We start from the raw sequence: 25,607 nt of genomic DNA on the forward strand, positions 1-25,607 counted from the left end.
AAGGACATTCCCATGTTGCGAAGCACACATGAACTCGAGAAGTACGTGATCCAGGCCACCGACGGCGAGATCGGCGAGGTCAAGGATTTCTTTTTCGACGATGACACGTGGGTCGTCCGCTACCTGGTGGTGGATGCGGGCTCCTGGCTCACGAGCCGCAAGGTCCTTATTTCCCCCGTTGCGATCCACAATCCCAACTGGGTGGGCCAGACGTTCCCGGTGTCGATCACCAAGGAGCAGGTCAAGAACAGTCCGGACGTCGACACCGAAAAGCCCATTTCGCGGCAGAACGAAGCGCAGTACATGGGGTACTACGGCTACGGCAACTATTGGGGCGGGGCCGGCCTGTGGGGCGGCGGTCTCTATCCCTACGGCATGGTTCCCGGCTACATGGGCTACGGCATCGATCGCGCCGAGCGGGAACGCGAGATGGAAACCTATCTGCGCACCGAGCGGCAGCGCCACCGCAACGACGATCCGCACCTGCGCAGTTGCAAGGCCGTCACCGGCTATCACCTTCGGGCGAACGACGGTGAGATCGGGCATGTCTCCGGCTTTCTGGTGGACCAGAAAACCTGGGCCATCCGCTACCTCGTGGTCGACACGAGCAACTGGTGGATGGGCCACCAAGTGCTGGTGGCACCGGAGTGGATCACCGGCGTGCACTGGTCGGACAAAACCGTGTCGGTCGACCTGAGCCGTGATGCAGTGAAGTCCTCGCCCGTCTATGACCCGAGCGAGACCTGGAGGATGCAGTCGGACATCGACCTGCGCGGCCACTACGGACGTGCGGGCTACTGGTCTGACTCGTTCGCCACCGAAGACAAAGTCTGAAGCCCCATCCAAGGTTACGAATCATGAAAAAACTCTCTCTCTCTCGGTCGGACATCGCGTCTCTCGCCGCATCGGTTTGCCTCGGAGTCTTCTCGCCCGGGGCACTCGCCCAGCCCGCAGCCGCGAAACCGGCGCAGCAGTGCCTCACCGACCTGAAGGCATTCGACGGCCAGCTGCAAAAGGAAGGCTATTGGCTGCACAGCTACGGCTACGGGTATGGCTATCCGATGTACGGCTATGGGTACGGCTATGTCGCGGAACCAAACGTCGCAGGCGTGGGCTATTCCAACGTCCGCCCGGGCTACGAGGTCCGCACGCTCATCGCTTCGGCCAACATCCTGGCGCAGCGCGGTGACCAGGAGGCCTGCGAGAGTTCGCTGAGCGCCGCGCGCACCGTGTATGTCGCCTATGCGGCGGACCTGAGCAGTGGCAAGGTTCCGCGCCTGGACGTGTCGGCCTGGCGCCGACAGCAGATCGCTGCTGCCGTGTCCGTCTCCGGCGGTGACATGGCGTTTCGCTCGGACCAGTTGCTCGGTGCGGGCGTGGTGAATCCGAAGGGGGAAGACCTCGGCAGCGTCGACGACATCGTGATGAGCCCGCAGACCGGCAAGGTCGCCTACCTTGTCATCGGGAGGGGAGGCATTTTCGGCATCGACGAGAAGTACGTGCCCGTGCCGTGGGAGAGCTTCAAGGCAGCGCCCGGCAACAAGCTACTCGTGCTGGCCACCGTGAAGTCGACGCTGGAGGCCGCACCGCACGTGAAGAAGGACCAGAACTTCCAAAAGGACAACTTTGTGGCCGAGAGCGTCAAGGTCAACGCCTTCTGGGCTGCGCACGCGGGACAGTGAACTACCGGCAGACCGCGTGATGGCACGCACCCTGATGGCATGTGGCCGCCTTGCGGCCACATGCCTCATTCGTACGCCAGCTGCACGATCAGCTTGCCGAAGTTCCGGCCCTGTAACAGGCCCATGAAGGCGTCGGGTGCGTTCTCCAGACCGAACACGATGTCTTCGCGGACCTTTACGCTCCCTTCGCGCACCCACTCTCGCATCGCGCCGGCGAACTCGTTCCAGCGCGACCCGTAATCGGCCATTGTGATGAAGCCCTGCATGCGGATGCGCTTCTTCAGCAGCGTGGCCTCCAGCAGGCCCAGCCTGTCGGGACCTGCCGGCAACGCGGAGGCGTTATAGCTGGCGATCAGGCCGCACACCGGAATGCGAGAGCGGGTGTTCAGCAGCGGCAGTACGGCGTCGAACACCGCGCCGCCAACGTTCTCGAAGTACACGTCGATGCCTGCCGGGCAGGCGGCCGCGAGCGCGTCTGCCATATTGTCGGCAAGGTGATCGATGCAGTCGTCGAAACCTAGCTGGTCGACAACGTAGCGACACTTCTCGTCCCCGCCGGCGAGGCCCACGACACGGCAACCTTTGAGCCTGGCGATCTGTCCGACCACCGATTCAACGGCGCCGCTGGCGGCCGCGACCACGACGGTTTCTCCCGCCACCGGCTGACCGATGTCCAGCAGTCCCATGTAGGCGGTGAAGCCCGGCATACCGAGCACGCCCAACGCGCGAGACGGGTACGGATCCTCCGGGTACAGCGCGTTCAGTCCCTCGGCGTCCGCGAGCGAATAGTCCTGCCAGCCGGCTGCACCCACCACCAGGGCGCCGGCATTGAGGCTGGCGTGTCCGGAAGACTCGACGCGCGAGACGGTGGCGCCCACCATCACGTCGCCGAGGGCCGTGGGCAACGCGTACGACGCTTCGTCATTCATGCGCCCGCGCATGTACGGATCCAGCGACAGGTACAGCGTGCGCAGCAGCACCTGGCCCGGCCCGGCCTGTGGCATCGGGAGGTGCTCCAGGCGGAAGTCTTGCGCGGTCGGCGCGCCGTCCGGTCGAGCGTTCAGGACGATGCGGCGATTGCGGGTGCGGGTTTGCGTCATGGGTTCGGCTTTCGTTCCGGATCGGGAAAGAGAGAGTTGAGCGTGCAGCGGCGGCTCTCGCGGGGTGGGGCAGATGCGAGCGTTGGGTGCAGCATCAGAACCACCAGTTCAGGTGCCGGGTCCGCTCGTTGATCCAGAGCATGGCGGTCTGCTGTCCGCGCAGGATCGCAGCGGAAATCGTTGCGCAGCTCGCCTCGATCACCGGCACGATCGTGGTCCCGAGTTCGGGCAGACCGGATCGATAGATCACGACGGGGCGATAAGCGGCAGGCGCAACGAACTCCGCGGTGCAAACCATCGAGCAGCCTCGGTAGACGAAGGCGAAGCGTTCTGGCGGGGGAAGTTGCGTCGTCACGCAAACCGCCTCGCGAGCGCCCTGGGGTCCTTGCGCCGGGGGCAGCAAGTGGCATCGACTGCTTCTGCAATGGGTTCCATGGCAATGCTTTCAGGCGGGTGGGTAGGGGTGTCGCGCCTCTGCACAAGGTGAGCGCACTCGTTGCCGTCACTTTGCGCAACTCCTGCAAGGAGGTCTGTTCGTTGGCGCACACGCGTGCACGGCTCGCGCGCCGCGCCGTCGGCTGTCGCCAATGGGTGCCGTGGGTACGGCAGCGAACAGACGCCGCACCCGGGCCCCTCCACAGTGAGGCCATGTGTCAAGTCATGCATTTTTCTTTCGATGACGGCCAAGGGTCGTCCGTGGCCTGGTGGTCGATTCGAGCGGTTGGCTCGAATGCCACGCGATGCCGGTCTTCGCAAGCCCGTTCCCCCAGGCCGACGGACCCGGCGTGTCGACGCGCGACCGACCGCTGTGCGGCGAGGCTTCGCACTGGCGCAGCTGCAAGGCACTGAAGGGCTATCGCGTCCATGCGCTCGACGGCGAAGCCGGGCATGTCCAGGACCTGCTGGTCGACGCGGAGACACGGGCCGTGCACGCCATCGTGATCGACACGAGCCACTGGTGGATGGGCCACAGCGTTCTCATCGCACCCCAGTGGGTTACCGACGTGCGATCGCCCGATCTCAGCATCTCTGTCGGCCTGACGCGCGAAGCGATCCAACGGTCGCTTCCTTACGAACTCAACCGCTGGCGCGTCGCCGCCACACGCATGGGCGAGGAGGGCGGTCCGCCGATCGAAGACGAGGTCCAGCGAGGCACGCGGCCCTCCGCCGAAGAGGCCGCGCAGATTCTCATCCACAAATCATGGCTGCAGGGTGAGTCGGTTCCTGCCGGGCTCGCCGGCGAGACCGACGTTCAACGGCTGCGCCAATTCGGATTCGAGGTCACGACGGTCGCGCGTGCGAGTTGAAGCGGCCCCTGCGCCGGGACGGTCTCACGGCTCCTGGAGCGTGAGCACCTCGTTCCACAGTTCGATCACCCGCCGGTGGGGATGGGCTGACTCGTGGCCCAGTATGCTGAGGGAAGCCGGGTGCAAGGCGAAGTGCGCTCCGGCAATTAGCGGCAGACCGATCCATCTTGCAGCCAGCGCGGCGCCGAACTGGCCGTGCGAGAACAGCGCGACGTTGCCCTCCAGCTTGGACAGATGGCCGATGAGTCGGTCCGCGCGGATCGCCAGTTCGTTGGGGGTCTCGCCATTCGGACACCCGTCGCGCCAGAGGTCCCACCCGTGTCGCGCCTTGCGAATCTCGACGCTTCGCAGTCCCTCGTCATCGCCGTAGTCCCATTCCGCCAAGTCGGGCTCGATCCGGCTCGATGCCTCCAGGCCCGCCAGCTCGCACGTCTGCCGAGCCCTTCGCGCGGGGCTCACCAGAACCCCGGAGAAGGCGATGTCGCGCAGCCGCGGTGCGAGCTCGCGCGCCTGCGCTTCGCCGTGCGCGGTCAGGCCCAGGTCGGTGCGACCCGTGTGCTGGCCGGTGATCGTCCATGCGGTTTCTCCGTGCCGCACGAGGTACAACTGCAGCAGCGTGCTCATGGGGTCTCCATCACGGCGCCGTACCGGCCTAGCACGGCGGCGCCGTTGCAAGCCGCGCGATGCAGCAGCGCCTGCTGGGCAGCTACCCGGTTGGCGTCGTTTCCCGCCCACGCCGCGAGCGCGGGTTGCTGGAGTGCCCGGCCGAACGAGAAGGTCAGCGGCCAGGGGTTGCTCATCGGCGCGGTGTCGCGGGGGCGGTGCATCGCGTTGAGCCGGACCGTGGCCAGCTCGGCCGGCTGACCCCCCGAGAGAAACGCAATGCCTGCCACGGCGGCGGGCACAGCCCGCAGCAGGCACGCCAGCGTGGCATCTGCCACGGCATCGATGTCGTCCTGTACGGGGCATTCGGTGCCCGGCAGGACCATGTTGGGCTTGAGGAGCATCGCCTCGAGCACAACGCCCTGCTGGTCGAGCTGCTCGAAGACCTGGTGCAGGACGCGGTGCGTGGCTTCGCCGCACTCGGCCAGGGTGTGCGCGCCGTCCATCAGAACTTCCGGCTCGACGATCGGCACCAGCGAGGCTTCCTGGCACAGGGCTGCGTAGCGCGCCAGTGCATGCGCATTGGCCGCGATGCACGCCGGGCCGGGCGTGCCGGTCTCGATGCTGAACACCGCGCGCCACTTGGCGAATCGCGCACCCTTTTCAGAATATGCCTTCAGCCGTGCGCGAAGACCGTCCAGCCCCTCGGTCACACGCTCCCCGGGGTGGCCTGCAAGCAGCTTGGCGCCCAGGTCGACCTTGATGCCTGGGACGATGCCGGCGTCTTCGAGCACCTGCGTGAAAAGCACGTCGTCCCTCGTTCGCTGATGCAAAGTCTCTTCGAAGAGGATGGCGCCGCTGATCGTGCGGCCGAGCCCGGGGGTGCTCACCAGCAGCTCACGGTACGCGCGCCGGAACGCTTCGGTCTGCGGGATGCCTGCGGCGCCGAAGCGCCGGTTGCAGGTGCCGGTGCTTTCGTCCATCGCCAGCAGGCCCTTGCCGTCTGCCATCAGGCGGCGGGCGGTGTCTGCGAGCAGCGGCATGTCGATCGTCTTCATGGTTCGGCATTCCTGTTTTCCAGTGCCCTGACCTTGTCCAGGCGACGTTGGTGGCGCGCAGCGCCCGAGAAGCGCGCGTTGAGGAACACGTGCACGAGGTCGAGCGCGTAGCGCGTGCCGATCACCGCGCCGCCTAGGCACGCAACGTTCATGTCGTCGTCCTCGACGCCCTGATGTGCGGTGAAGACATCGTGGACCAGTGCGGCACGGACACCGTCGAACTTGTTCGCGGCAATGGCCACGCCCACGCCGCTGCCGCAAAGTGCGATGCCGCGCGCGATGTAGCGCTTGGCAACGGCGCTGGCCAGAGGAGCGACGAAGTCCGGGTAGTCGTCCGAGGGGTCGAGCTCAAAGGCGCCGAAGTCCTCGACCTGGCAGCCCCATCCTCGCAGTGCCCGCACGAGTTCCGTCTTGAGTGCGTAGCCGCCGTGGTCGGCCGCGATGCCCACGCGCAGATTCATGGCGCAGCCGCTCGCACGATGGCTTCGAATTCTTCGGGCTCCAGGCTCGCCCCGCCGACCAGCACGCCGCCGACATCGGACAGCGCAAGGACGCTACGCGCGTTGGCAGGTGTCACCGAGCCGCCATAGACGATACGCACGGCATTCCCGGATGTGCCCAGCCGATTGATCAGGCACTGCCTGATATGCCGATGCATCTCGGTGATCTGATCGGCAGTCGGTACCTGTCCACTGCCAATCGCCCAAAGCGGTTCATAACCAACGGCGAACGCCCCAGCGCGGATGTCCTTCGACACGCTAAGGGCCAACTGCGCAGCACAGGCGTCCAGGGCGCTACCACCTTCACGCTGCGCTCGCGTTTCGCCGATGCAGATGATGGCGAGCAGACCGGCGGCGACTGCAGCGTTCGCCTTCGCAGCCACCCGCTCGCTGGTTTCGCCTTGCTGTTGACGGCGCTCGGAGTGGCCGACGATGACCGCCGATGCTCCCGAATCCCTCAGCATCCGCGCACTGATCTCACCCGTCCAGGAGCCAGAGGTCTCGTGATGGCAGTTCTGTGCGCCGATGGACACCAGGGCGCCTGCTGCGCGCGCCGCACGCTCGATCAAGGTGAACGGCGGACAAATCAGGACATCTGCCTGCGCGGGACGGTCAGTCATCGCCACGCCAAGCGCCTCGATGTCTGCCAGTTGCGCTGTCAGTCCATGCATCTTCCAGTTTCCGACAATTAGCGGCCGGGTCACGTTGACCGGACCTGCACGTGGGAGTTTGGTTTCGTCAAGCTGTGCTCCTTTGGAAATGAAGAATGGGCTTTCCGGGTCGGCGCGTCTGTGCGTTTGAGAACAGACCGTGGCCGCAAGCGTGGCTGCACGTACGCCAGCGAACAGACGTTGTGAGCGAACGCGTGGACAGTGGGTCTTTCTTTGACTTGGAGGCCACGTGCCATGAGCCCGTTTCGCACCACTGCCGACATGCCGGGCTTCGAGGACAGGACGAACCCTGAACCTGAGGCAGCGCGCATCTCAATCCCGGCTTTCAACGGATTGCTTGACGCCGTGCCGCCGTCGGCCCCTTGGTGGCAGCGCTGGGGCCGCAAGATCAGCCCAGCGATGCGAACCCGGTGACTGCTCTGGGTGCGCCGACACGTGCCGACGAGCAAATGATAGACGGCGTGCAGCGCACGGCATTCGATTACTTTCTTACCCATACGCATGCGCGCACTGGATTGGTGGCCGACACATCCCGGCCGGACGCACCGGCGAGCATCGCCGTCGTGGGCTTCGCGCTGTCTGCCTATCCGGTAGCGGTCGAGCGCGGATGGATCGCCAGGGAAGACGCAGTCGGTCGATGTCTTGACGCGTTGCGTTTCTTCGCCGGGAGCGACCAATCCGGCGCGGCTGACGCGACGGGCTGGCGCGGCTTCTACTTCCATTTCCTGGACGGCGATACAGGCCGACGTGCGTGGGCCTCGGAGCTGTCGTCCATCGACACCGCGCTGCTGGTGGTCGGCATGCTGACGGCCGCCGCTTATTTCGATGCCCCGACCCCTGCCGAGGACGAGCTGAGAAGGCTCGCGAACCTCCTTTATGACCGAGTGAACTGGAACTGGTCCGAGCACGACGACGATGCGGTCGCGCTCGGCTGGAAGACGGAATGCGGCTTCCTCAATTACGGCTGGCAAGGCTACAACGAGGCCATCGTCCTGTATGCGCTCGGCTTGGGCTCGGACACACACCGGCTGACAAGGTCCAGCTTCGAAACATGGACCGAGACCTACCAGTGGGAGAATCTCTATGGCATCGACTTCCTGTACGCTGGACCGCTGTTCATGCATCAGTTCTCGCATGCGTGGATCGACTTCCGCGGCATCCGCGACAGCTTCATGCGCGAGAAGGACTGCGACTATTTCGAGAACAGCCGGCGCGCCACTGAAGTGCAGCGGCAGTACGCGATCCGCAATCCGCGTGGCTTCGGCGGCTATGGGCAGGACAGCTGGGGCCTGACGGCCAGCGACGGCCCCAGCGTCGACTCGAAGACAGTGGCGGGTCGCCGCCAGGCGTTCTTCGGGTATGCCGCGCGCGGGGTCCCGTGGGGCCCTGACGACGGAACGCTCAACAGCGCCTGCGTGGCCGCCTCGCTGGTGTTCGCGCCCGAGATTGCGCTGCCCGCACTGCGCCGGCTGGTCGTCGAAGCGGGCGCAACGGGTGGAAACGCGTTGTACGCCAGCGGCGTCAACGTCACGGCAGGCGGCGACACGCCCTGGATCTCGGAAGGCGTATTCGGCCTCGACCAAGGGCTGACAGTCCTCATGATCGAAAACTTCCGTACCGGCCTGTATTGGCGTCTGACCCGCAGCATTCCTTGTCTGCGTGCCGGTCTGAGGCGAGCGGGATTCACCGGCGGTTGGCTCTAGCCGCAGCGCCGCCGATTCCTTATGCCCGCGTTCTCCCAAGCCGCCGAGCCCGCCGACGCGCGTCTGGCCAACACCCGGCCCGCCGGCTGGCGCAGCCCGATGCCGCTGCAGCGCTACGACTTGCTGATCATCGGCGCGGGGCCGGCAGGGCTGGCGGCTGCCCACGCCGCCGCGGCCCTGGGAGCCCATGTGGCGCTGGTCGAGCGTCATGAGCTCGGTGGCAATTCGTTGAGCGACGGCTGTATTCCCTCTAAGTCCCTGATCCGTACGGCGCGGTTGTTGGCGGAGATGCGCAATGCGGAGAACTTCGGCGTGACTTCACCGGCCGAGGTGGCATTCGACTTCGCTGCGGCGATGCGGCGCATGCGGCGCGTCACGGCGCGCATCAGCCGCCGGGATTCGGCGATGAACCTCGCGCGCGCCGGCGTTCACCTGTTCTTCGGCGTGGCGCGCTTCACCGGACCTGACGCGGTCGAGGTCGGCGGCATGCCGCTGCGCTTCAAGAAGGCGCTCATCGCCACCGGGTCGCATTCCCTGTTGCCCGACATTCCGGGCCTCGACGAAGCCGGCTACCTCACCAACGAGACGGTGTTCGATCTCGACGTCCTGCCGCCCAGCCTGATGGTGATCGGCGGCGGCCCGCTCGGCTGCGAGCTGGCCCAGGTGTTCGCGCGCTTCGGATCACGCACGCTGATCTCGCACAGCGAGCCGCTCTTCCTGCCGCAGGAGGAACGCGACGCGGCGCAGATGGTGTCCGACGCTCTGGCGCGCGACGGCGTGGAGATCCACCTGAACAGCAAAGTCACACGCGTGCGCATGGAAGACGGCCGCAAGGTGGTCGACCTGATGAACGACGGCAACACGGCCACCACGCGCGTCGATACCCTCCTGACCGGCATCGGCCGAGTGCCCGCCGTGCAGGGTCTGCGCCTGGAATCCGCGGGCGTGGCCTACGACGCAGAACGCGGCATTCATGTCGACGACTTGCTGCGCACCAGCAACCGCTGCATCTTCGCCGCGGGCGATGTGTGCCTGACGCGCAAGTTCACCAACACCGCCGAGGCCTCAGCCCGCATCGTGGTCCGCAATGCGTTGCTGCTGGGGCATGAGCGCATGAGCGCGCTCACGGTCCCGTGGTGTACCTACACAGACCCCGAGGTCGCGCACGTCGGCCTCTACGTGAGGGAGGCCAGACAACAACGCATTCCGGTCAAGACCTTCACGATCCCGATGCACGACGTGGACCGCGCCATCGCCGATGGCGAGGAAGATGGCTTCGTGAAAATTCATGTGCGCGAGGGCACCGACACGATCCTGGGCGCGACCATCGTGGCCCGGCATGCCGGAGAGATGATCAACAGTATCTCTCTCGCGATGGTGACGGGTATCGGGCTGCAGGCACTGTCCAGGGTCATCCATGCCTATCCGACGCAGGGCGCAGCCATCCGGCAAGCGGCGGATGCCTATGCGAAGACGCGCTTTACGGCAGCGCGCTTCACGCGGTTGCGTAGGTGGTGGGCGCGTTGATGGCCAAGTGCGATCAGTTCACCCATCGCGGTCGTTGCAAAGCTAACCAATATCAGCAAGACCGCGTTCATGGCGTCAAAAACCTTGCAGTCATCACCACGTTCAACTTTCAGCGTCTGAACGTGGGGGAGGATCGGTATTCGGTCGTCTGCGATTTCCACATATAACTCCCTGCCGTCGTCCGCCACCAAGCCGATCGAGAGCAATTTCGGGGCGTTCAGCGAACTGAATTCGGTGTCGATGAAGAGGTTCATCGCGTTACCAGGCGGCGTGATGTCATGGTGGTTTGACATTTCAGATCGACCAAGCTTCCTGGCCCCGGGGTGGCGGTGACCCGAGCTTCACGGTGACACGCGCTTTGGCGGTTCGTTGCCGCACAACGGCGTGCCAACGAGCCCATGCGACCCGAATGCATCGTGCGGTGGCCCACAGACGGTTGCCGTGCATCCGCGCAGACTAATTGAAGTTCGCGACGACCCATTTATCCCACTGAAGGAGCAATCACATCATGTCCAGAATCATCGGCATCGACCTCGGCACTACCAACTCATGCGTGTCGATCATGGAAGGCAACACTGCGCGTGTGATCGAGAACTCGGAAGGTGCGCGCACCACTCCCTCGATCGTCGCGTACCAGGAAGACGGTGAAGTCCTAGTCGGTGCCTCAGCCAAGCGCCAGGCGGTCACCAATGCCAAGAACACGATCTACGCCGTCAAGCGTCTCATCGGACGCAAGTTCGAGGAGAAGGAAGTGCAGAAGGACATCGACCTGATGCCCTACAGCATCTGCAAGGCCGACAACGGCGACGCCTGGGTCGACGTGCGGGGCAAGAAGCTGGCGCCCCAGCAGGTCAGTGCCGAGATTTTGCGCAAGATGAAGAAGACCGCCGAGGACTACCTGGGTGAGCCGGTAACCGAGGCCGTCATCACAGTGCCCGCGTACTTCAACGACGCGCAGCGCCAGGCGACCAAGGACGCCGGCCGCATCGCGGGTCTCGATGTCAAACGCATCATCAACGAGCCCACCGCTGCAGCGTTGGCCTTCGGCCTGGACAAACATGACAAGGGCGACCGCAAGATCGCCGTCTACGACCTGGGCGGCGGCACCTTCGACGTGTCGATCATCGAGATCTCGAGCGCCGATAGCGAAAAGCAGTTCGAAGTGCTATCGACCAACGGCGACACTTTCTTGGGCGGCGAAGATTTCGACCAGCGCATCATCGACTTCCTGGTGACCGAATTCAAGAAGGAGCAGGGTGTCGATCTGACCAAGGACGTGCTCGCCCTGCAGCGCCTGAAGGACGCGGCGGAAAAAGCCAAGATAGAACTGTCTGGCAGCGCCTCGACAGACATCAACCTGCCTTACGTGACAGCCGACGCAGGGGGTCCGAAGCACCTGAACATCAAGCTCACCCGCGCCAAGCTCGAAAGCCTGGTCGAGGCACTGATCGAGCGCACCATCGCGCCATGCCGGGCTGCCATCAAGGATGCCGGCGTGAGCGTGGGCGATATCAACGACGTCATCCTGGTCGGCGGCATGACCCGCATGCCCAAGGTGCAGGAGAAGGTCAAGGAGTTCTTCGGCAAGGAGCCACGCAAGGACGTGAACCCGGATGAAGCCGTGGCCGTCGGCGCCGCCATCCAGGGCCAGGTGCTCTCGGGCGACCGCAAGGACGTGCTGCTGCTCGACGTGACCCCGCTGTCGCTGGGCATCGAGACGATGGGCGGCGTGATGAGCAAGATGATCGCCAAGAACACTACGATCCCGACGAAGTTCGCGCAGACTTTTTCCACGGCAGACGACAACCAGCCGGCCGTGACCGTCAAGGTTTTCCAGGGCGAGCGTGAGATCGCCTCGGGCAACAAGGCGCTGGGGGAATTCAGCCTCGAGGGCATTCCGCCGGCGGCGCGTGGCACGCCGCAGATCGAGGTGAGCTTCGACATCGATGCCAACGGCATCCTGCACGTCGGCGCCAAGGACAAGGGCACCGGCAAGGAAAACAAGATCACCATCAAGGCCAACTCAGGCCTCTCGGAAGCCGAGATCCAGAAGATGGTGAAGGACGCGGAACTGAACGCAATGGACGACAGGAAAAAGGTCGAACTCGCCCAGGCTCGCAACCAGGCCGAGGCCACCGTCCACAGCGCGAAGAAGACGCTCGCCGAGCAGGGCGCTCACCTCGAAGCCGCCGAGAAGCAATCGATGGAAAGCACGATCAAAAAGCTGGAAGAAGCCCTAGAGGGAGAAGACAGGGCTGCGATCGAGGAAGAGACCCGGAAACTGACTGCGGCGAGCCAGAAGCTCGGCGAGAAGATATACGCGAAAGCGCAGTCCGAGCAGGCAGCGTCGGCGGCTTCGACGGGCAGCGGCCCCGAAAGCCCTGAAGCTGCGACGCATGCCACCGCCGATGACAGCGTGGTCGACGCCGAGGTGAAAGAGGTCAGGAGCGCCTGAATCCGGCGAGCGGCATCCGGACTGAGCAAGTGATTGCGATGTGGGTCAACGCATCGCCTTGACCAGCGCGTCGAACTTCGCATGCAACGATGCATCGTGCGGCGTCACCGGCGGGATGGCCTTGGCGATGTGCAGCAACTCGTACACCGCCATCTGCGCCGCACGCACGGAGAACTCGACGGTGAACACGGTGTCCAGCGGAATCTCGACGAACTGGCTGACGAAGGCGAAGTTTTTCGTGCCCGGCGGCACCGGCAGCGGTCGGTCTGTGGGCGCGCGCGGCATGAACATGCTGGTGATGTAGGGCATGCGACAGGGGATGCAGTTGGCCGTGGCCATGGTTTCCAGGTCGAAGCGCAGGTGGCCGCAGAGCTCTAGCAGCAGCTCCGCACCGGTGCAGTCAGCCATCGCCTTGGCTACGAAGTTGCCAATGCGATCGGGGAACAGCCCGTAGCCCCAGAACACCTGCACGCCGGCCGGCTGGTTGGCGAAATGCGGCTGGTGCGCCAGCACGATGGACATCAACCAGTTCGAGTCCTTGAAAGTGACCAACCCGCCAGTACCGGCCTCGTTACCGGAAAAGCGCTGCATCCGATCGAAGAAGGCCGGGTCCTTCAGCGTGACCGTGAACGAGGCCCAGTCGGACTGGGCGACGCAGCTGTTGAAAACTGATGGCTTGCCGAAGGCCGGCCGGCCCTCGGCCAGCTTCTCCCACAAGGCCCAGCTGCCGTTGCGCGCCTTCTTCAGCTTGGCAGGTGCCGCCGTCATCGAGCCCAGGCTGGATGCGTCCGTCATCGAGCCGTTCTGGACGAAGACGAGGTCACCGTCTTCCAGCTGCAGGATTTCGGGCTGTCCATTCATTGTGCAGTGCAGCGCAATGGCCTCGAACAGGCCATCTTCGGTCTTGTGGTCCAGGTCTGTCACGGTGCAGTCCGTGACCAAACGCACGCCCTGCTTTTGCAACCAGCGCTGCAGCGGAACGACCATCGAGTCGTACTGGTTGAACACGGTGCGCTTCACGCCGGCGAGCGTCTCGATGCGGGAGAACTCCAGCATAAAGCGGTGCAGGTATCGACGCAACTCGACTGCGCTGTGCCAGGGCTGGAAGGCGAACGTGGTGACCCACATTAACCAGAACGGCGTCTCGAAAAAGCCGGGCGACAGGTGGTCCGTGATGCAGCTGCTGCCGAGCGAGGATTCCTCGGCATTGACTAGCTTCAGCAGGTCCACTCGGTCTTGCATCGAGAAGCCCATGGACGACACCGGCACTTTGGCGCGGCGGCGGTCGACCAGGCGCGCCATTGCGTGCGAGACATGCTTCTCGTTGAATTCCAGCGTTTCTTCGAAGACGCTGCGACCCGGCTGCGTGAGCGAGGGGATGCACTTGAACAGGTCCCAGGTGCATTCGTAGTTGTCGGTGGTCAGCATGCGACCGCCGCGCATCGAGTAGCCGCGATCGGCATCGCCCGCAGCGTCCAGGCTGCCGCCCAGCAAGCTGCCGGTCTCCAGGATCGAGATCTGGCTGCCGGGCATGCCGCCGTCGCGTATTAGGAAGGCGGCGCCGGCCAGAGAGCCGATGCCACCACCGACGAAATAGGCCTTGCGCGTCGAGGTCATGTTGAAAGCTTTCTCGTGAGTGTGTTTGGGGCACCCAACTTAAGCGCGGCACGCCCGCCGGTCTGTGCGCTCGGCAACGCAGGGCGCCGGACGCATCTCGGAACTGAGTGCGGTGACACACAGACGAGGGCTGCTGGATGCCCGAGGCTGCAGCAAGCCATCGATTCAAGAACCGATTCAAGGACATCACATGAAGACACCAGACGCCAAAAAAGTGCGGGACCTCATGAAACGACAGGAGGCGCCGCTGGTCACGCCCACGGACCTCAAGGGCGACGCGACCCGGGACATCGCCGCCGCCATGAATGGCATCCTTGCCGATGTGTTCGCGATCTACCTCAAGACCAAGAACTTCCACTGGCACATGAGCGGGCCGCACTTCCGCGATTACCACCTGTTGCTCGACGACCAGGGCGACCAGCTCTACGCGATGACCGACGCTATCGCCGAGCGCATCCGCAAGGTGGGAGGAACCACGCTGCGCTCGATCGGCCACATCGCCCGCACGCAGCGGGTGCTCGACAACGATGCCGATTACGTCGAGCCGCTGGACATGCTGGCGGAGCTGCGCGAGGACAACAAGACTCTGACAGCGAGCCTTCGCGAGGCGCACGGGGTCTGCGAGCAGCACCGCGACATCGCGACCATCAGCCTGATCGAAAGCTGGATCGACGAGACGGAGCGGCGCACCTGGTTCCTATTCGAGGCCAGCCGCAACGGCGGGACCACCGAACATTGAAGCCGGTCAGGTCGAGCGCTATGGAACCGCAAACCGCTGATCCGACGTCGCAGTACGTCTGCCCCATGCACGCGCAAATCGTTCGTGCATCACCGGGCGCTTGTCCGATCTGCGGCATGGCGCTGGAGCGCCGGGTGGCCGCCGCCGACGAGGCGCCGAACACGGAACTCGTGGCCATGACGCATCGGTTCCGGTGGACGGTGGGGCCAGCCGTTGCCGTGTTCCTGCTCGCCATGTCGGACATGCTGCCCGGGGCACCGATGCGTGCCTTGATCGGTGCAAGAGCCGAGGCCTGGGCCGAATTCGCACTCGCCACGCCCGTGGTGTTGTGGGGCGCCTGGCCTTTCTTCGTGCGCGCATGGCAGTCGCTTGTCAGCCGCAACCTGAACATGTTCACCCTGTTCGGCCTGGGCATCGGTGTGGCCTATGGCTACAGCGTCGTCGCGTTGTTTCTTCCGGCCATTTTTCCCCCGACGTTCCGCGACCATGACGGTGCGGTGGCCGTCTACTTCGAGGCCTCCGCCGTGATCGTCGTCTTGGTGTTGCTGGGTCAGATGCTGGAGCTTGGCGCCCGCAGCCAGACCAACGATGCCATCCGCGCGCTGCTGCACTTGGCACCCAAGACCGCGCGCCGCGTTGCAGCCGACGGTGGCGAGGCCGATGTTCAGCTGGACGCCGTGGCGGTGGGTGACCGGCTGCGCGTGCGCCCTGGCGAGAAGGTGCCCATCGATGGCGTGGTGCTCGAAGGCACCAGTTCCGTCGACGAGTCGCTGGTCACTGGGGAATCCATGCCCGTCGAAAAGAAGGCCGGAGACCCCTTGATCGGTGCCACGCTCAATGGCACCGGGGCGATGCTGATGCGCGCCGACCGGGTCGGGGAGGGCACCTTGCTGGCGCAGATCGTGCGCATGGTGGGCGAAGCCCAGCGCAGCCGCGCGCCGATCCAGAAACTGGCGGATCAGGTGGCCGGCTACTTTGTCCCCGCTGTCTTGGGCATCGCCGTCCTCACGCTGGTGGTCTGGGCGTTCTTTGGCCCCGAGCCACGGGTGGCGCACGGTATCGTCAATGCGGTGGCGGTGCTCATTATCGCCTGCCCCTGCGCGCTCGGCTTGGCCACGCCGATGTCGATCATGGTGGCCACGGGCAAGGCGGCGGCTGCCGGGGTGCTCTTTAAGAATGCCGAGGCCATCGAGATGATGCGCAAGGTCGATACCCTGGTAGTCGATAAAACCGGCACGCTGACCGACGGCCGTCCAAAGGTCGTGGCCGTCGTGCTCGCGCAGGCTGGCTCCGGCCCTTCTGCCGGGCTGGACGAGGACGCACTCGTCAGGCTGGCTGCGAGCCTGGAGCAGGGCAGCGAACACCCGCTGGCGGCCGCCATCGTCGCCGACGCGCAGGGGCGCAAGCTGGCACTCGCGAGCGCCACGGAGTTTTCGGCCAAGACAGGAAAGGGCGTGAGCGGCCGCGTCGACGACCGGCCGGTCGCGTTGGGCAATGCGGCGCTACTGACCGACCTGCAGGTGGACCCAGGCGCCTTGGCTGCGCGCGCCGAGACGATGCGCCAGCTCGGCCAGACGGTCATGTTCGTGGTGGTGGATGGCCAACTCGCCGGACTGATCGGTGTGGCCGACACCGTAAAGGCAAACGCGGCCCGGGCCATCCAGGAACTGCGCATGGAAGGCTTGCGTATCGTCATGCTCACGGGCGATGCCAAGACCACGGCCGACGCCGTGGGCAAGGCCCTGGGCATCGACGACGTCGTCGCCGGTGTTCTGCCCGATCAGAAGGCGGCCAGCATCAAGAAGCTGCAGGCGGAGGGCCGCGTGGTGGCAATGGCCGGCGACGGCGTCAACGACGCGCCAGCGCTGGCCCAGGCGCAAGTCGGCATTGCCATGGGGACCGGTGCCGATGTGGCGATGAAGAGTGCCGGCGTCACCTTGTTGAAAGGCGACCTGGGCGGCATCGTGCGTGCACGTCGTGTCAGCGAAGCGACGCTGCGCAACATAAAGGTCGGGCTCTTCTTCGCCTTCGTCTACAACCTGCTAGGCGTGCCGCTGGCGGCCGGCATTCTCTACCCGTGGTACGGCATCCTGCTGAGCCCGATGCTGGCCGCGGTGGCCATGAGCCTGAGTTCGCTTTCAGTCATCGGCAACGCGCTTCGGCTGCAACGGTTGAAGTTGGAATGAGCGGTCGCCATGCGACAGCAGCGCGACGTGGCGCTGCAAGCACCGCAGTCGCGCCTCAATACTCGCTTCTTACGGGTTAGCCAGTGGCGGTTGCGCTGGCGGGCGTGGTAGCCGCCAGCCGTGCATGCGGTGCATCCGGATAGTCGGTGTAGCCCTTTGCGCCCTTCGAATACCAGCCGGCCATATCCCCGATCGCAAGGGGAAGGTGTTCGGCGAAACGCCTCGGCAGATCCGGGTTGGCAATAAACGCGCGTCCGAAGGCGATGGCATCGGCCTGACCAGCATCCAGCGCCGCCTGAGCTTCTGACAGGGTGAAGTCCGAGTTCAGGATCAGCGGGCCGCGGAACACCTTGCGAATCGCCGGGTGCACCGGCGGCGAATCGGCATGTCCGAAGGTGCCGTTGCGCTGCGGTTCGCGCAACGCGATGTAGGCGACGTCGAGCGCATCGAGCGCCGCGGCCGCGGCAGGGAACAGGATCTCGGGATGGCTGTCGTTGACGCCCTGCACCTCGCCGTTAGGTGACAGGCGCACGCCGGTGCGTTCGGCACCCACCGTGTACACGACGCGCTGCGTGACCTCGACGAGCAGGCGGATGCGGTTGGCCACGGAGCCGCCATAGGCATCGTCACGGAAGTTGCAGTTGTCGCGCAGGAACTGGTCGATCAGGTAGCCATTGGCAGCATGGATCTGCACGCCGTCGAAACCCGCGGAGATCGCATTGCGGGCCGCCAGTGCGTATTCGTCCAGCAAGCGCCGGATGTCGTCGGGTGTCATGGGCCGCGCCTGCGCATAGGGCTGCTTGCCGTGGTCGTATGTGTAGGCGTCGCCCGGTGCGGTGGTGGCCGATGCCGAGACGGGTTGCGTGCCGCCGATGAAGCTCGGATGCACCAGCCGGCCCATGTGCCAAAGCTGCAGCGCGATACGGCCGCCGGCCGCGTGCACCGCCGCCGTGACCGGCTTCCAGCCCTGGACCTGCGCATCGGTCCAGATGCCCGGCGCGCACGGGAAGCCGCTGCCCTCGCGGCTGATGCCCGTGGCCTCGCTGATGATCAGGCCAGCGCCGGCGCGCTGTGCGTAGTAGTCCGCCATGAGCGGCGTCGGCACATGGTCGCGCGTGGCGCGGCCCCGCGTCAGCGGTGCCATGAAGATGCGGTTGGCTGCCGTGACGCTGCCGATGCGAATCGGGTCGAACAATGAAGGCATGTCGGGTTCCTTAGAATGGGATGCCAGCTTCTGCGTGCCGCTCCCTGGTGTCTGTACGCCGCCGAACGCCCGGCCCCCGGGGGTTTCAGGGTGCGGTGGCACGCGGATGCGCAGCGGCCACCGTCGCGCAGTAGCGGGCGAGCTGTGCCATCACGCGCTGCACCGCGAGATTGGCCGCGACCACGCCGCCGTACGGGTCGTCACTTGCCGCGGGCATGGTCTCATCGAAGGTTTGCCACGAGATGGCCTGGCGCGTGCCGTTGTCCGACAGCGTGGCCCGCAAGGTGAAGCGCACGTGGCTGGGCGTGTCGCCAAATTGCTGCTGCAGTCGCAGCACTTCCGTGTCGAGCCGCAAGTCCGCAGCGATTCCGCTGGTCGACGCTCCGGCGGCGCGAAAGCTCCCGGTGCGCTCGATGGCCGACACGATGAGGGGTGTGAGCATGCGCGCAGGGGTGTCGGCCCACTCGCTGTGGGCGAAATGTTCGAGCTGGTGGGCGACCCGCACATACATGATGTGCTGGCTGTCGAAGCCCGGTGCGGCACGCGTCGGGTTGACGACCAGCGCCGGCGCCGCGGCGGCAGCGGACACTGCGGCTGCATTTGCCTCAAGCGCCGTGTGACCGCCGTCGAGCACGTAGACCGCCGGTGGTGTGGCTTCTTTCGGAAAGAGCGCGGCACAACCGCCGACCAGCGTCATGCCCAACGTGGCGGCGATACCGATGAGGGTCCTGCGTGTGCCCGAAAAGGGGGGGTAGTTCATGGTGTGCTCGTTGGCTGTGGGTCGGTTTCGCCGGGGCCGTTCGGCACCGGGCTGCGTCCGCGAATGAGGCCCGCGGGGTCGCGCGCGGTCTGTTCGCTCAGGCGCCGCAACGAGTTCGACAGGTCGCTCAATTCGCCAACAAGGCGTTGGATCTCGGGCAGCGTGTCGGCTGCGAAGCGCTGGGCTTCGCCGCCGACGGCGTTCACCGTCTTGGAGGTGGCCGTGCCCGCGAGCGCGACTTCGTTGCCCATCTTCTCGACCGCATTGGCGGCACGTCCCATGCGTTCGACGATCGGGCCCAGCTGCGCTGTCACGCGCGCGCTGTGGTCCGCGGTCTTCGCCGCGTTCACAATGCCGGCGTCTATGTCGTCCTTGCGCGCGGCGATCGTGCGGGTCACGGTGGCGATGTCGGCCAGCGCGCTCGTCAGCGCGGCCCGGTTCGCGGGACTGAGCAGGGCGTCGATGTTGCTCGACGTGCGGTCCAGCTTCGTCAGAACGGTGGTGAGGACGTTCTCCAGCCTGGCGCTCAGCGAAGGCTTGGTGCGGATCACCGGATACGGTGCCCCGGCGCTCGGCGGGAGCAGCGGCGCATCGCGGCTGCCGCCGCCCAGCTCGACATAGGCGATGCCGGTAAGCCCCTGCGTCTTGAGCACGGCCACGGTGTCGGTCTTGATCGGCGTCCCGCGCTCGATCGCAAAGCTCAAGTGCACCCGCTCCGGGTTTGCCGCGTCGAGCTGGATGGCGCCGACCTTGCCGACCTCGACGCCGTTGTACTTGACCGGGGCGTTGAGGTTGAGCCCTGCGACCGACTCGTCCTCGATCGCGAGGTAGGTGTCGTACTTCTTCTGCATCGTGCCGCCCGTGGCGATCCACAGCACGCCGGCAATCATCACCGCGCCCAGAAGCAGCACGAAGGCGCCGACGACCGTGTAGTTCACCTTGGTTTCGATGGGGTGCTCCCGTTCTCGCGGGCCGGCGCCTTCGCGGCCACGCGCTGTTCCTGTGCCTGCGCGGCGCGTCCGCGCGCACTGTCGAAAAACTGGCGGATCGACGGTTCGTCCCGTCGTGAGAGCTCCGTCATCGAGCCCACGCCCTGCACCTTGCCGTCTGCTAGCACTGCCACCCTGTCGGCCACCTGCCACAGCAGGTCGAGGTCGTGCGTGATCAAGAAGATCGTGAGTCCAAACAGGTCGCGCAATTTGAGCACGAGGTTGTCCACGCCCTCGGCGCTGACCGGGTCGAGGCCCGACGTAGGCTCGTCGAGGAAGAGCAATTCGGGGTCGAGTGCCAGCGCCCGTGCGAGCGACGCGCGTTTGAGCATGCCGCCGCTGAGCTCGGACGGGTGCTGCGCGCCGACCTCGGCCGTGAGCCCGGCCATGGCCAGCTTGGCCATCGCGAGTTCGTCGATCAGGTCGTCATCGAGCTGCGTGTGCTCGCGCAGCGGCAGGCCGACGTTCTCCTTGACGGTCAGGGCGTCGAACAGCCCGCCATGTTGGAACATCACGCCCCAGCGCTGGCGCAGTGCCGCAGCATCGTCCTCGCCGATGCCGGTCAGTTCTTGGCCGAGCACGCGGATCGAACCGGCGTCGGGTTTGTGCAGCAGGATGATCTCGCGCAGCAGGGTCGACTTGCCCGAGCCGCTGCCACCGATCAGCGCGAAGATCTCCGAACGGTCGACGGTGAACGTCACGTCGGAGTGCACCACATGGCTACCGAAGCGCGTGACGACCTTGTCGACCTCGATGGCCGCGTCGCGTGCGCGAAGGGGGCTGGTCATGTCATAGATCCAGTGCGCTGAACACGATCGAGAACAAGGCATCCGCCACGATGACGAGAAAGATCGACTGCACTACGCTGCGCGTGGTCTGCCGTCCCACGCTGTCCGCACCGCCCTTGGTGCGAAAGCCCTGGTAGCAACCGACGACCGCGATGATCCCTGCGAAGACCGGCGCTTTGCCGATGCCGGTGAGCGCGGTGGACGTGACGACCGCCTTCGCGAAGCGGTCCAGGAAGTCGACGAAGCCGACGTCAAGTTGTTGCCGTGCCATGACCATCCCGCCCAGCACGCCGAGTGCATCGGCGAACACCGTGAGCAGCGGCAGCGCGACCATCAGCGCGATGACCTTAGGCAGCACCAGCATCTCCTGCGGGTCGATGCCGAGCGTGCGCATCGCATCGATCTCCTCGGTGACGGCCATCGTGCCGATCTGTGCCGCGTAGGCCGAGCCCGAACGGCCGGCCACGATGATCGCGGTGATCAGCGGCGCAAACTCCCGCAGCATCGAAATGCCCACCAGATCGGCCACGAAGATGTTGGCGCCGTACTGCCGCAACTGGCTCGAGCCTTGATAGGCCACGACTACGCCCAGCAGGAACGAAAGCAGGCCGACGATGGGCAAAGCATCGAACCCCGCAGTTCGGATATTGAATAGCACCGGCCGCCAGCGCCAGCGCGAGGGGTGCACGATGCAGTGCGCGATCGACACCGCGATTTCGCCGACGAAGCCGAGTATGTCGTGCGCTTCGCGGAGCGCCGACATGGCGCCCCGGCCCACTAACGCGAGGGCACCCGGTACTGGCGGCGCCACGATGGCAGGTCGCGCCGCCTTCGTGGCTAACTGGCGGCTCGCCAGGTCCATCAGTGCCTCGAACCGTTGCGGCAGGCCTCTGAGGGTGGCTTCGCTGCCGGACGTGCGGGCGTGCTCAAGCAGGCGTTGGATGACCCAGGCGCCGGCGGTATCGAGCGCGGCGACGCCGCTCGCGTTGACGGCGAGCGCGCCGCCGCTCACGGGCTGCAGTGCATCGAGACCGCATTCGATGTTGCCCATGTCGATTGCGGTCCACCGGCCGGTCAACACGAGCGACAGTGGCGAGGCCTGCGAAAACGCCGCGGGACTGGCGTGTGCATGTTGGCTTGGAGCCTGCGGGGCGGGCGTGGCCCGGGGTGTGGCCACGCTTGCTACGTCAGAGAAAGGGCGAGGGGGCGCTCTGCCGGCGCGCGGTCCGCACGACGGCGCCGCAGGGCAGGGCGCGCGTATTGCGTTTCGCAGCCGCGCGCCCCTTCGACGTGACGCGCATGACGATGGCATTGCCAACATAGCAGTGCCCTCCGCACTCCGCCATGGCCAGCGGGATGTCAGCCTCCACCAGCCCCCATCTGCGAAGCTGCTGCAGCTTGTCGATGTCCGCCTGCAGGACGATCTCTTCGGGAAGCTGCGCCGTGCACAACCGCTGGAGGAGGTTGTAGGCCATCAGGTGATCTCCTTGGCACGGGCGGGTAGTTGCCGGAAGCTGGTCGTGACGTTGTCTTGGCGCATGGGTGGACCTTTAAGAATTCAACCGGAATGACCGTGCCGTGCAATCGGCATCGGCGTGCGGGCATGAGGACTCAATGCGACTGTCGTATCGAACGCGCGATTCGTCGGTGCGCCAGCGCACGGACCCGTGCGCCGGTGGCGCGCCCCATTGACTCCACGCACTGCTCACAAGGAATCTAATGTCACTGTTTCATGCCATCGCCTGGATTGATCACCACCGCGCGCAGATCCTGACGTTCGATGCGACCTACATGCTGGCCGAGTAGGTCGTATCGCACATCCACTACACGCGACACCACGACAGCAAGACGCGCAGCGAGCACGCGTTCTTCGCCGAGATCTGCGAAGCGCTGGCCGGCGTCGACCAGTTGCTGGTGGCCGGCTCGCCCGTGGCACAGTCCGACTTCCGTCGCTATATCGACAGCTTCCAGCCGCTGGTGGTGGGCCGGGTCGTCCACTGGCAGGCGATGGAACATCCAAGTACTACCAAGCTGATCGCGCTGGCGCGCCGCTATTTTTCGGCGCATTCGGACTCTGCCGCCGGAAAGTTCGAATGAACGGGCCGCGCCGTAGGAACGTCTTGATGGCCAGCCGTGCTGGGAATCGCCTTGGGGGTTCGACTTCGCAAGGCGCGCAGGCAAAGGTCGAAGGGTCGCCCATCCTGCGCTAGGCGACCATCGCAAGTAACCGCGCAGCTGAGGCTGGAGCGTCAGGGAGAGCATCGTCGGCAGGGTAGTAAACAACGAAGCCGGCGAGAAAGTCGCCAAAGTCTGCGACATGACTGTCGACCGTGTGCGGCGCGTCTCGTTCCTGATCGTGGGCATTGGCGGTGTCGCAGGCACGGGGCGTCGTGCCGTCGCCATCCCTGCTCGCACCTTGTGGTTACCAGGAATTGGAAACTGGCCACGTATGTCCTCCAGACCCTGAGACAAGCGTGCGCGAGTAACTTTGATTTCCTCGAGCAGCGCTGCGGGATCGCCCGGCCTGTTGAGGTCCTTGGGCGCGCGTTTCGCTTCGACCGTGTTGAGCTGTAAAGCTGACTCGCGTACTTGTTGCTCCACGAAGCTGGAAATGCTTTTCAAGGTTCTCTCTCTAGATCACTTGTCAATGTGGTTTCGCGTCCCTGATCTGATAGACGACCTCTTCATGCCACCAGTCCCGGGTCCTTCGCTCGATTTGCGATTGCGCCCTTGTCGGCCGTGGCATGCCATACCTATGCCGCAAAGACCAGTCTGAGCAAACTTCCAAGTGCCAGACCCAAGGCAGCAGCACACAACACGCTTGCGACGATGCGTAGCAGCATGACGGTGCGTGCAGCTTCGAGTGTGCATCGCAGCGTGATCGGTACCCCTCGACGTGCAGCACAGGTAATCATGTGGGCATGCAGGCTTTGGAAGTCCTTTTCGACATGAATTGCATGCAGACGGCCGCGTTCAATTTCGGACGCGGAATACGTAAGCGGCACGCGGGGTGATAGTGCGGACACTGACTCCGTCTTTCAGGTTTTTTGGGTGAGGGTTTTGGCGACATCCTTGGCATCACCAACTTTCTCTTGCACGGCTCTGGCAGCTTTGCCCTCGGCTTTGAGCTTTTCGCTGCCGATGACTTTGCCTGATGCTTCTTTGGCACTGCCTTTGTTTCCCAGCGCGCCTTTGGCTTGATTTTTGTTCATCGCAATTCTGTGTAGTGCGGAATGGCCGCTAAAGTTGACGCCCGTGGGGTGCCGCCGTCTCATTGAAGTGTCCTGGTCTAATGAATTCGCACGCTCGGATGGGCGGAAATCAGTTGGACAGTAAACGTGACGAAATCAACCCGAAGAGTCTTTGACGCGAGCTTCAAGCTGCAAGTCGTTCAGATGATCCGCGTCCAGGGGCTCCATATCGGCCAAGTGTGCCGGGACATGCGATTGGGCGAGACGGCTGTGAGGCGTTGGCTGGCACAGGCCGGTGCCGAACAACTCGGTCAGCCTGGAATAGAGAGCTGGCCCCGTTGATCTGAACAGATTCCGAAGATTTATAAGTGGATCCTGCGGGGTCAGGCTGCCTCGGCCGAAGGCCGTTGCACCGAGTCGCTGCACACCACATCGGGTGTGCGCGCCCGCAGGCTCGAATGCGGCCTGCGAGTATTGTAGAACTCGATGTATCGCCCGATTCCGGTTCGGGCCTGGCTCACGTTCTCGAAGGCATGCAGGTACACCTACTCGTACTTGATAGATCGCCACAGTAGCTCGATGAACACGTTGTCGCGCCAGCAGCCCTTGCCGTCCATTGAGGTGCGGCTGCCGTGGTCGGTGTTGAAGATCTCGGGCGTGCCGTATCTGGTGATCGCCTCCTCGACAGCATCAGTGCAAAACACGGTGTCCATCGAGATCGACAACTTCCAGGCCAGCACCCGGCGGCTGTACCAGTCGATCACCGCCGCTAGGTAGACGAAGCCCCTGGCCATCGGGATGTAGCTGATGTCCATCGCCCAGACCTGATTGGCGCGGGAGGCTGGCAGCGTGCACAGCAGGTACGGGTAGATCGTGCACCCGGGTGTCTTCTTGCTGGTGTTGGGCTTCCTGTAGAGCGCCGTGATTCCCATGCGCCGCATCAGCGTGGTCATGCGCTTGCGGCCCGCAGCGATGCCTTCTTCTCCCAGCAGATCGCGCAGCATGCGCGCTCCGGCGAACGGCAGTTCAAGGTGCAACCCGTCAATGCGGCGCATCCGCTTCAGGTCGTCATCGCTCACCGGCCTGGCCGTGTAGTACGCCGAGCCGCGGCTGATGTTCACCAGTGCGGCCTGGCGCCGGATTGGCAGATCGTGGCCTCGATCGATCACCGCTTCGCGCTCAGCATGCCGGCCTTGATGAGCGCGCCTTCCAAAAAGTCATTCTCCAGCGCCAGCTGGCCGATCTTCGCGTGCAGTGCCTTCAGATCGATCGCAGGTTCCGCTGTCGCCTGCTCGCCGCCGAACACGTCGGCCGCTCGGCTGAGCAACTGGTTCTTCCAGTCTGTGATCTGGTTGGGGTGTGCGTCATGCTGCAGCGCCAATTCGGCAAGCGTCTTGTCGCCTCGAACGGCAGCTAACGCAACCAACCCCCAAGAAAGCCGCTGAGTGAGTGCGGCGGGTCTTCTGCTCATCTTTGCTCCAATCTTCACAGGCGAGATCCTCGCCTTCAGGAGCAGTTTCCACACTT

Annotated in this window: 26 protein-coding genes and 1 pseudogene; 10 read left to right on the forward strand and 17 right to left on the reverse strand. The window is 64.8% G+C overall.

Annotated elements, in window-relative coordinates; genetic code table 11:
- Window positions 1-12: 12 nt before the first annotated feature.
- Both QN397_RS17860 and QN397_RS17865 read left to right on the forward strand, forming a co-directional pair.
- Entirely contained in the window at window positions 13-834 is an 822-nt protein-coding gene (locus tag QN397_RS17860; RefSeq protein WP_323498721.1) for a PRC-barrel domain-containing protein, read from the forward strand.
- A 23-nt stretch (window positions 835-857) separates the two neighbouring features.
- A complete protein-coding gene (locus QN397_RS17865) occupies window positions 858-1,682 on the forward strand; it encodes a PRC-barrel domain-containing protein (RefSeq protein ID WP_323501553.1) in 825 nt (274 codons plus the stop codon).
- A 65-nt stretch (window positions 1,683-1,747) separates the two neighbouring features.
- On the opposite strand, the gene QN397_RS17870 is transcribed toward QN397_RS17865, so the two are convergent.
- Window positions 1,748-2,782 (reverse strand): NADP-dependent oxidoreductase, encoded by a 1,035-nt coding sequence (locus tag QN397_RS17870; protein WP_323501554.1) that lies wholly within the window; start codon window positions 2,780-2,782, stop codon window positions 1,748-1,750.
- Window positions 2,783-2,876: 94 nt separating this feature from the next.
- Entirely contained in the window at window positions 2,877-3,137 is a 261-nt protein-coding gene (locus QN397_RS17875; RefSeq protein ID WP_323498725.1) for a hypothetical protein, read from the reverse strand.
- Between the two features lie 385 nt (window positions 3,138-3,522).
- Here QN397_RS17875 and QN397_RS17880 point away from each other — a divergent pair, with 385 nt between their 5' ends.
- Entirely contained in the window at window positions 3,523-4,089 is a 567-nt protein-coding gene (locus QN397_RS17880) for a PRC-barrel domain-containing protein (RefSeq protein WP_323501555.1), read from the forward strand.
- A gap of 24 nt (window positions 4,090-4,113) precedes the next feature.
- Here QN397_RS17880 and QN397_RS17885 read toward each other — a convergent pair whose 3' ends face one another.
- The 4 genes from QN397_RS17885 to tpiA are packed head-to-tail and all read right to left on the reverse strand — an operon-like array spanning window position 4,114 to window position 6,954.
- On the reverse strand, window positions 4,114-4,713 hold the full coding sequence (locus tag QN397_RS17885) for a histidine phosphatase family protein (RefSeq protein WP_323498727.1): 600 nt from the start codon (window positions 4,711-4,713) through the stop codon (window positions 4,114-4,116).
- Window positions 4,710-5,741 (reverse strand): class I fructose-bisphosphate aldolase, encoded by a 1,032-nt coding sequence (locus QN397_RS17890; RefSeq protein WP_416352341.1) that lies wholly within the window; start codon window positions 5,739-5,741, stop codon window positions 4,710-4,712. The genes QN397_RS17885 and QN397_RS17890 overlap by 4 nt, the downstream gene beginning before the upstream one ends.
- 5 nt (window positions 5,742-5,746) lie before the next feature.
- Entirely contained in the window at window positions 5,747-6,211 is a 465-nt protein-coding gene (locus QN397_RS17895) for an RpiB/LacA/LacB family sugar-phosphate isomerase (protein WP_323498729.1), read from the reverse strand.
- Window positions 6,208-6,954: a triose-phosphate isomerase gene (gene tpiA, locus QN397_RS17900; RefSeq protein WP_323501557.1), complete on the reverse strand. Its 747-nt coding sequence runs from the start codon at window positions 6,952-6,954 to the stop codon at window positions 6,208-6,210. Before tpiA ends, QN397_RS17895 begins: the two co-directional genes overlap by 4 nt.
- A 377-nt stretch (window positions 6,955-7,331) precedes the next feature.
- On the opposite strand from tpiA, the gene QN397_RS17905 reads away from it, so the two are divergent.
- Both QN397_RS17905 and QN397_RS17910 read left to right on the forward strand, forming a co-directional pair.
- The gene (locus QN397_RS17905; protein WP_323501558.1) at window positions 7,332-8,624 is read left to right on the forward strand and encodes a glucoamylase family protein; all 1,293 of its coding nucleotides are present in this window, start codon (window positions 7,332-7,334) and stop codon (window positions 8,622-8,624) included.
- Window positions 8,625-8,645: 21 nt separating this feature from the next.
- On the forward strand, window positions 8,646-10,151 hold the full coding sequence (locus QN397_RS17910) for a mercuric reductase (RefSeq protein ID WP_323501559.1): 1,506 nt from the start codon (window positions 8,646-8,648) through the stop codon (window positions 10,149-10,151).
- On the opposite strand, the gene QN397_RS17915 is transcribed toward QN397_RS17910, so the two are convergent.
- Window positions 10,088-10,405 carry a hypothetical protein gene (locus QN397_RS17915; protein WP_323501560.1) on the reverse strand — a complete coding sequence of 106 codons (318 nt, stop codon included), beginning with the start codon at window positions 10,403-10,405 and terminating at the stop codon, window positions 10,088-10,090. The genes QN397_RS17910 and QN397_RS17915 overlap by 64 nt on opposite strands.
- Window positions 10,406-10,659: 254 nt before the next feature.
- Between QN397_RS17915 and dnaK the strand changes: the two genes are divergently transcribed.
- Window positions 10,660-12,606 carry a molecular chaperone DnaK gene (gene dnaK, locus QN397_RS17920; RefSeq protein ID WP_323498735.1) on the forward strand — a complete coding sequence of 649 codons (1,947 nt, stop codon included), beginning with the start codon at window positions 10,660-10,662 and terminating at the stop codon, window positions 12,604-12,606.
- A 45-nt stretch (window positions 12,607-12,651) separates the two neighbouring features.
- Here the strand turns inward: dnaK and QN397_RS17925 are convergent, their stop codons facing one another.
- The gene (locus QN397_RS17925; protein ID WP_323498736.1) at window positions 12,652-14,223 is read right to left on the reverse strand and encodes an oleate hydratase; all 1,572 of its coding nucleotides are present in this window, start codon (window positions 14,221-14,223) and stop codon (window positions 12,652-12,654) included.
- Between the two features lie 190 nt (window positions 14,224-14,413).
- Between QN397_RS17925 and QN397_RS17930 the strand changes: the two genes are divergently transcribed.
- Window positions 14,414-14,962, forward strand: a complete 549-nt coding sequence (locus tag QN397_RS17930; RefSeq protein ID WP_323501561.1) for a Dps family protein — start codon at window positions 14,414-14,416, stop codon at window positions 14,960-14,962.
- 20 nt (window positions 14,963-14,982) lie between these two features.
- Window positions 14,983-17,148 (forward strand): copper-transporting P-type ATPase, encoded by a 2,166-nt coding sequence (locus tag QN397_RS17935; RefSeq protein ID WP_323501562.1) that lies wholly within the window; start codon window positions 14,983-14,985, stop codon window positions 17,146-17,148.
- Window positions 17,149-17,224: 76 nt separating this feature from the next.
- Here QN397_RS17935 and QN397_RS17940 read toward each other — a convergent pair whose 3' ends face one another.
- The 7 genes from QN397_RS17940 to QN397_RS26750 form a co-directional block, all read right to left on the reverse strand.
- Window positions 17,225-18,352, reverse strand: a complete 1,128-nt coding sequence (locus QN397_RS17940) for an alkene reductase (protein WP_323501563.1) — start codon at window positions 18,350-18,352, stop codon at window positions 17,225-17,227.
- Window positions 18,353-18,437: 85 nt separating this feature from the next.
- Window positions 18,438-19,112, reverse strand: coding sequence for an ABC-type transport auxiliary lipoprotein family protein (locus QN397_RS17945; RefSeq protein WP_323498740.1), 675 nt, complete (start codon window positions 19,110-19,112; stop codon window positions 18,438-18,440).
- A complete protein-coding gene (locus tag QN397_RS17950) occupies window positions 19,109-20,050 on the reverse strand; it encodes an MlaD family protein (RefSeq protein WP_323501564.1) in 942 nt (313 codons plus the stop codon). The genes QN397_RS17945 and QN397_RS17950 overlap by 4 nt, the downstream gene beginning before the upstream one ends.
- Window positions 20,047-20,889, reverse strand: a complete 843-nt coding sequence (locus QN397_RS17955; protein ID WP_323501565.1) for an ABC transporter ATP-binding protein — start codon at window positions 20,887-20,889, stop codon at window positions 20,047-20,049. The genes QN397_RS17950 and QN397_RS17955 overlap by 4 nt, the downstream gene beginning before the upstream one ends.
- 1 nt (window position 20,890) lies before the next feature.
- Window positions 20,891-22,066, reverse strand: a complete 1,176-nt coding sequence (locus QN397_RS17960) for an MlaE family lipid ABC transporter permease subunit (protein ID WP_323501566.1) — start codon at window positions 22,064-22,066, stop codon at window positions 20,891-20,893.
- Between the two features lie 10 nt (window positions 22,067-22,076).
- A complete protein-coding gene (locus tag QN397_RS17965) occupies window positions 22,077-22,364 on the reverse strand; it encodes a hypothetical protein (RefSeq protein WP_323498745.1) in 288 nt (95 codons plus the stop codon).
- A gap of 247 nt (window positions 22,365-22,611) precedes the next feature.
- On the reverse strand, window positions 22,612-22,905 hold the full coding sequence (locus tag QN397_RS26750) for a hypothetical protein (RefSeq protein ID WP_409054305.1): 294 nt from the start codon (window positions 22,903-22,905) through the stop codon (window positions 22,612-22,614).
- Window positions 22,906-23,206: 301 nt separating this feature from the next.
- Between QN397_RS26750 and QN397_RS26755 the strand changes: the two genes are divergently transcribed.
- Window positions 23,207-23,356 (forward strand): hypothetical protein, encoded by a 150-nt coding sequence (locus QN397_RS26755; RefSeq protein WP_409054306.1) that lies wholly within the window; start codon window positions 23,207-23,209, stop codon window positions 23,354-23,356.
- Window positions 23,357-23,927: 571 nt separating this feature from the next.
- On the opposite strand, the gene QN397_RS17975 is transcribed toward QN397_RS26755, so the two are convergent.
- On the reverse strand, window positions 23,928-24,101 hold the full coding sequence (locus tag QN397_RS17975; protein ID WP_323501568.1) for a hypothetical protein: 174 nt from the start codon (window positions 24,099-24,101) through the stop codon (window positions 23,928-23,930).
- A gap of 126 nt (window positions 24,102-24,227) precedes the next feature.
- Here QN397_RS17975 and QN397_RS26760 point away from each other — a divergent pair, with 126 nt between their 5' ends.
- A complete protein-coding gene (locus tag QN397_RS26760) occupies window positions 24,228-24,422 on the forward strand; it encodes a transposase (protein WP_409054307.1) in 195 nt (64 codons plus the stop codon).
- Between the two features lie 41 nt (window positions 24,423-24,463).
- On the opposite strand, the pseudogene QN397_RS17980 reads toward QN397_RS26760, so the two are convergent.
- Window positions 24,464-25,603: pseudogene (locus QN397_RS17980) on the reverse strand (IS3 family transposase).
- Window positions 25,604-25,607: the final 4 nt, after the last annotated feature.

Origin of the sequence: Variovorax sp. RTB1 (assembly GCF_035018765.1) — a bacterium.
GTDB lineage: Bacteria > Pseudomonadota > Gammaproteobacteria > Burkholderiales > Burkholderiaceae_C > Variovorax.

Bases quoted from the DNA above. Each gene is read 5' to 3' on its own strand.
- QN397_RS17860 (WP_323498721.1), top strand. From the start codon at position 13: ATGTTGCGAAGCACACATGAACTCGAGAAGTACGTGATCCAGGCCACC.
- QN397_RS17865 (WP_323501553.1), top strand. From the start codon at position 858: ATGAAAAAACTCTCTCTCTCTCGGTCGGACATCGCGTCTCTCGCCGCA.
- QN397_RS17870 (WP_323501554.1), bottom strand. From the start codon at position 2,782: ATGACGCAAACCCGCACCCGCAATCGCCGCATCGTCCTGAACGCTCGA.
- QN397_RS17880 (WP_323501555.1), top strand. From the start codon at position 3,523: ATGCCGGTCTTCGCAAGCCCGTTCCCCCAGGCCGACGGACCCGGCGTG.
- QN397_RS17885 (WP_323498727.1), bottom strand. From the start codon at position 4,713: ATGAGCACGCTGCTGCAGTTGTACCTCGTGCGGCACGGAGAAACCGCA.
- QN397_RS17895 (WP_323498729.1), bottom strand. From the start codon at position 6,211: ATGAATCTGCGCGTGGGCATCGCGGCCGACCACGGCGGCTACGCACTC.
- QN397_RS17910 (WP_323501559.1), top strand. From the start codon at position 8,646: ATGCCCGCGTTCTCCCAAGCCGCCGAGCCCGCCGACGCGCGTCTGGCC.
- QN397_RS17915 (WP_323501560.1), bottom strand. From the start codon at position 10,405: ATGAACCTCTTCATCGACACCGAATTCAGTTCGCTGAACGCCCCGAAA.
- dnaK (WP_323498735.1), top strand. From the start codon at position 10,660: ATGTCCAGAATCATCGGCATCGACCTCGGCACTACCAACTCATGCGTG.
- QN397_RS17925 (WP_323498736.1), bottom strand. From the start codon at position 14,223: ATGACCTCGACGCGCAAGGCCTATTTCGTCGGTGGTGGCATCGGCTCT.
- QN397_RS17930 (WP_323501561.1), top strand. From the start codon at position 14,414: ATGAAGACACCAGACGCCAAAAAAGTGCGGGACCTCATGAAACGACAG.
- QN397_RS17935 (WP_323501562.1), top strand. From the start codon at position 14,983: ATGGAACCGCAAACCGCTGATCCGACGTCGCAGTACGTCTGCCCCATG.
- QN397_RS17940 (WP_323501563.1), bottom strand. From the start codon at position 18,352: ATGCCTTCATTGTTCGACCCGATTCGCATCGGCAGCGTCACGGCAGCC.
- QN397_RS17945 (WP_323498740.1), bottom strand. From the start codon at position 19,112: ATGAACTACCCCCCCTTTTCGGGCACACGCAGGACCCTCATCGGTATC.
- QN397_RS17955 (WP_323501565.1), bottom strand. From the start codon at position 20,889: ATGACCAGCCCCCTTCGCGCACGCGACGCGGCCATCGAGGTCGACAAG.
- QN397_RS17965 (WP_323498745.1), bottom strand. From the start codon at position 22,364: ATGGCCTACAACCTCCTCCAGCGGTTGTGCACGGCGCAGCTTCCCGAA.
- QN397_RS26750 (WP_409054305.1), bottom strand. From the start codon at position 22,905: ATGTTCCATCGCCTGCCAGTGGACGACCCGGCCCACCACCAGCGGCTG.
- QN397_RS26755 (WP_409054306.1), top strand. From the start codon at position 23,207: ATGACTGTCGACCGTGTGCGGCGCGTCTCGTTCCTGATCGTGGGCATT.
- QN397_RS17975 (WP_323501568.1), bottom strand. From the start codon at position 24,101: ATGAACAAAAATCAAGCCAAAGGCGCGCTGGGAAACAAAGGCAGTGCC.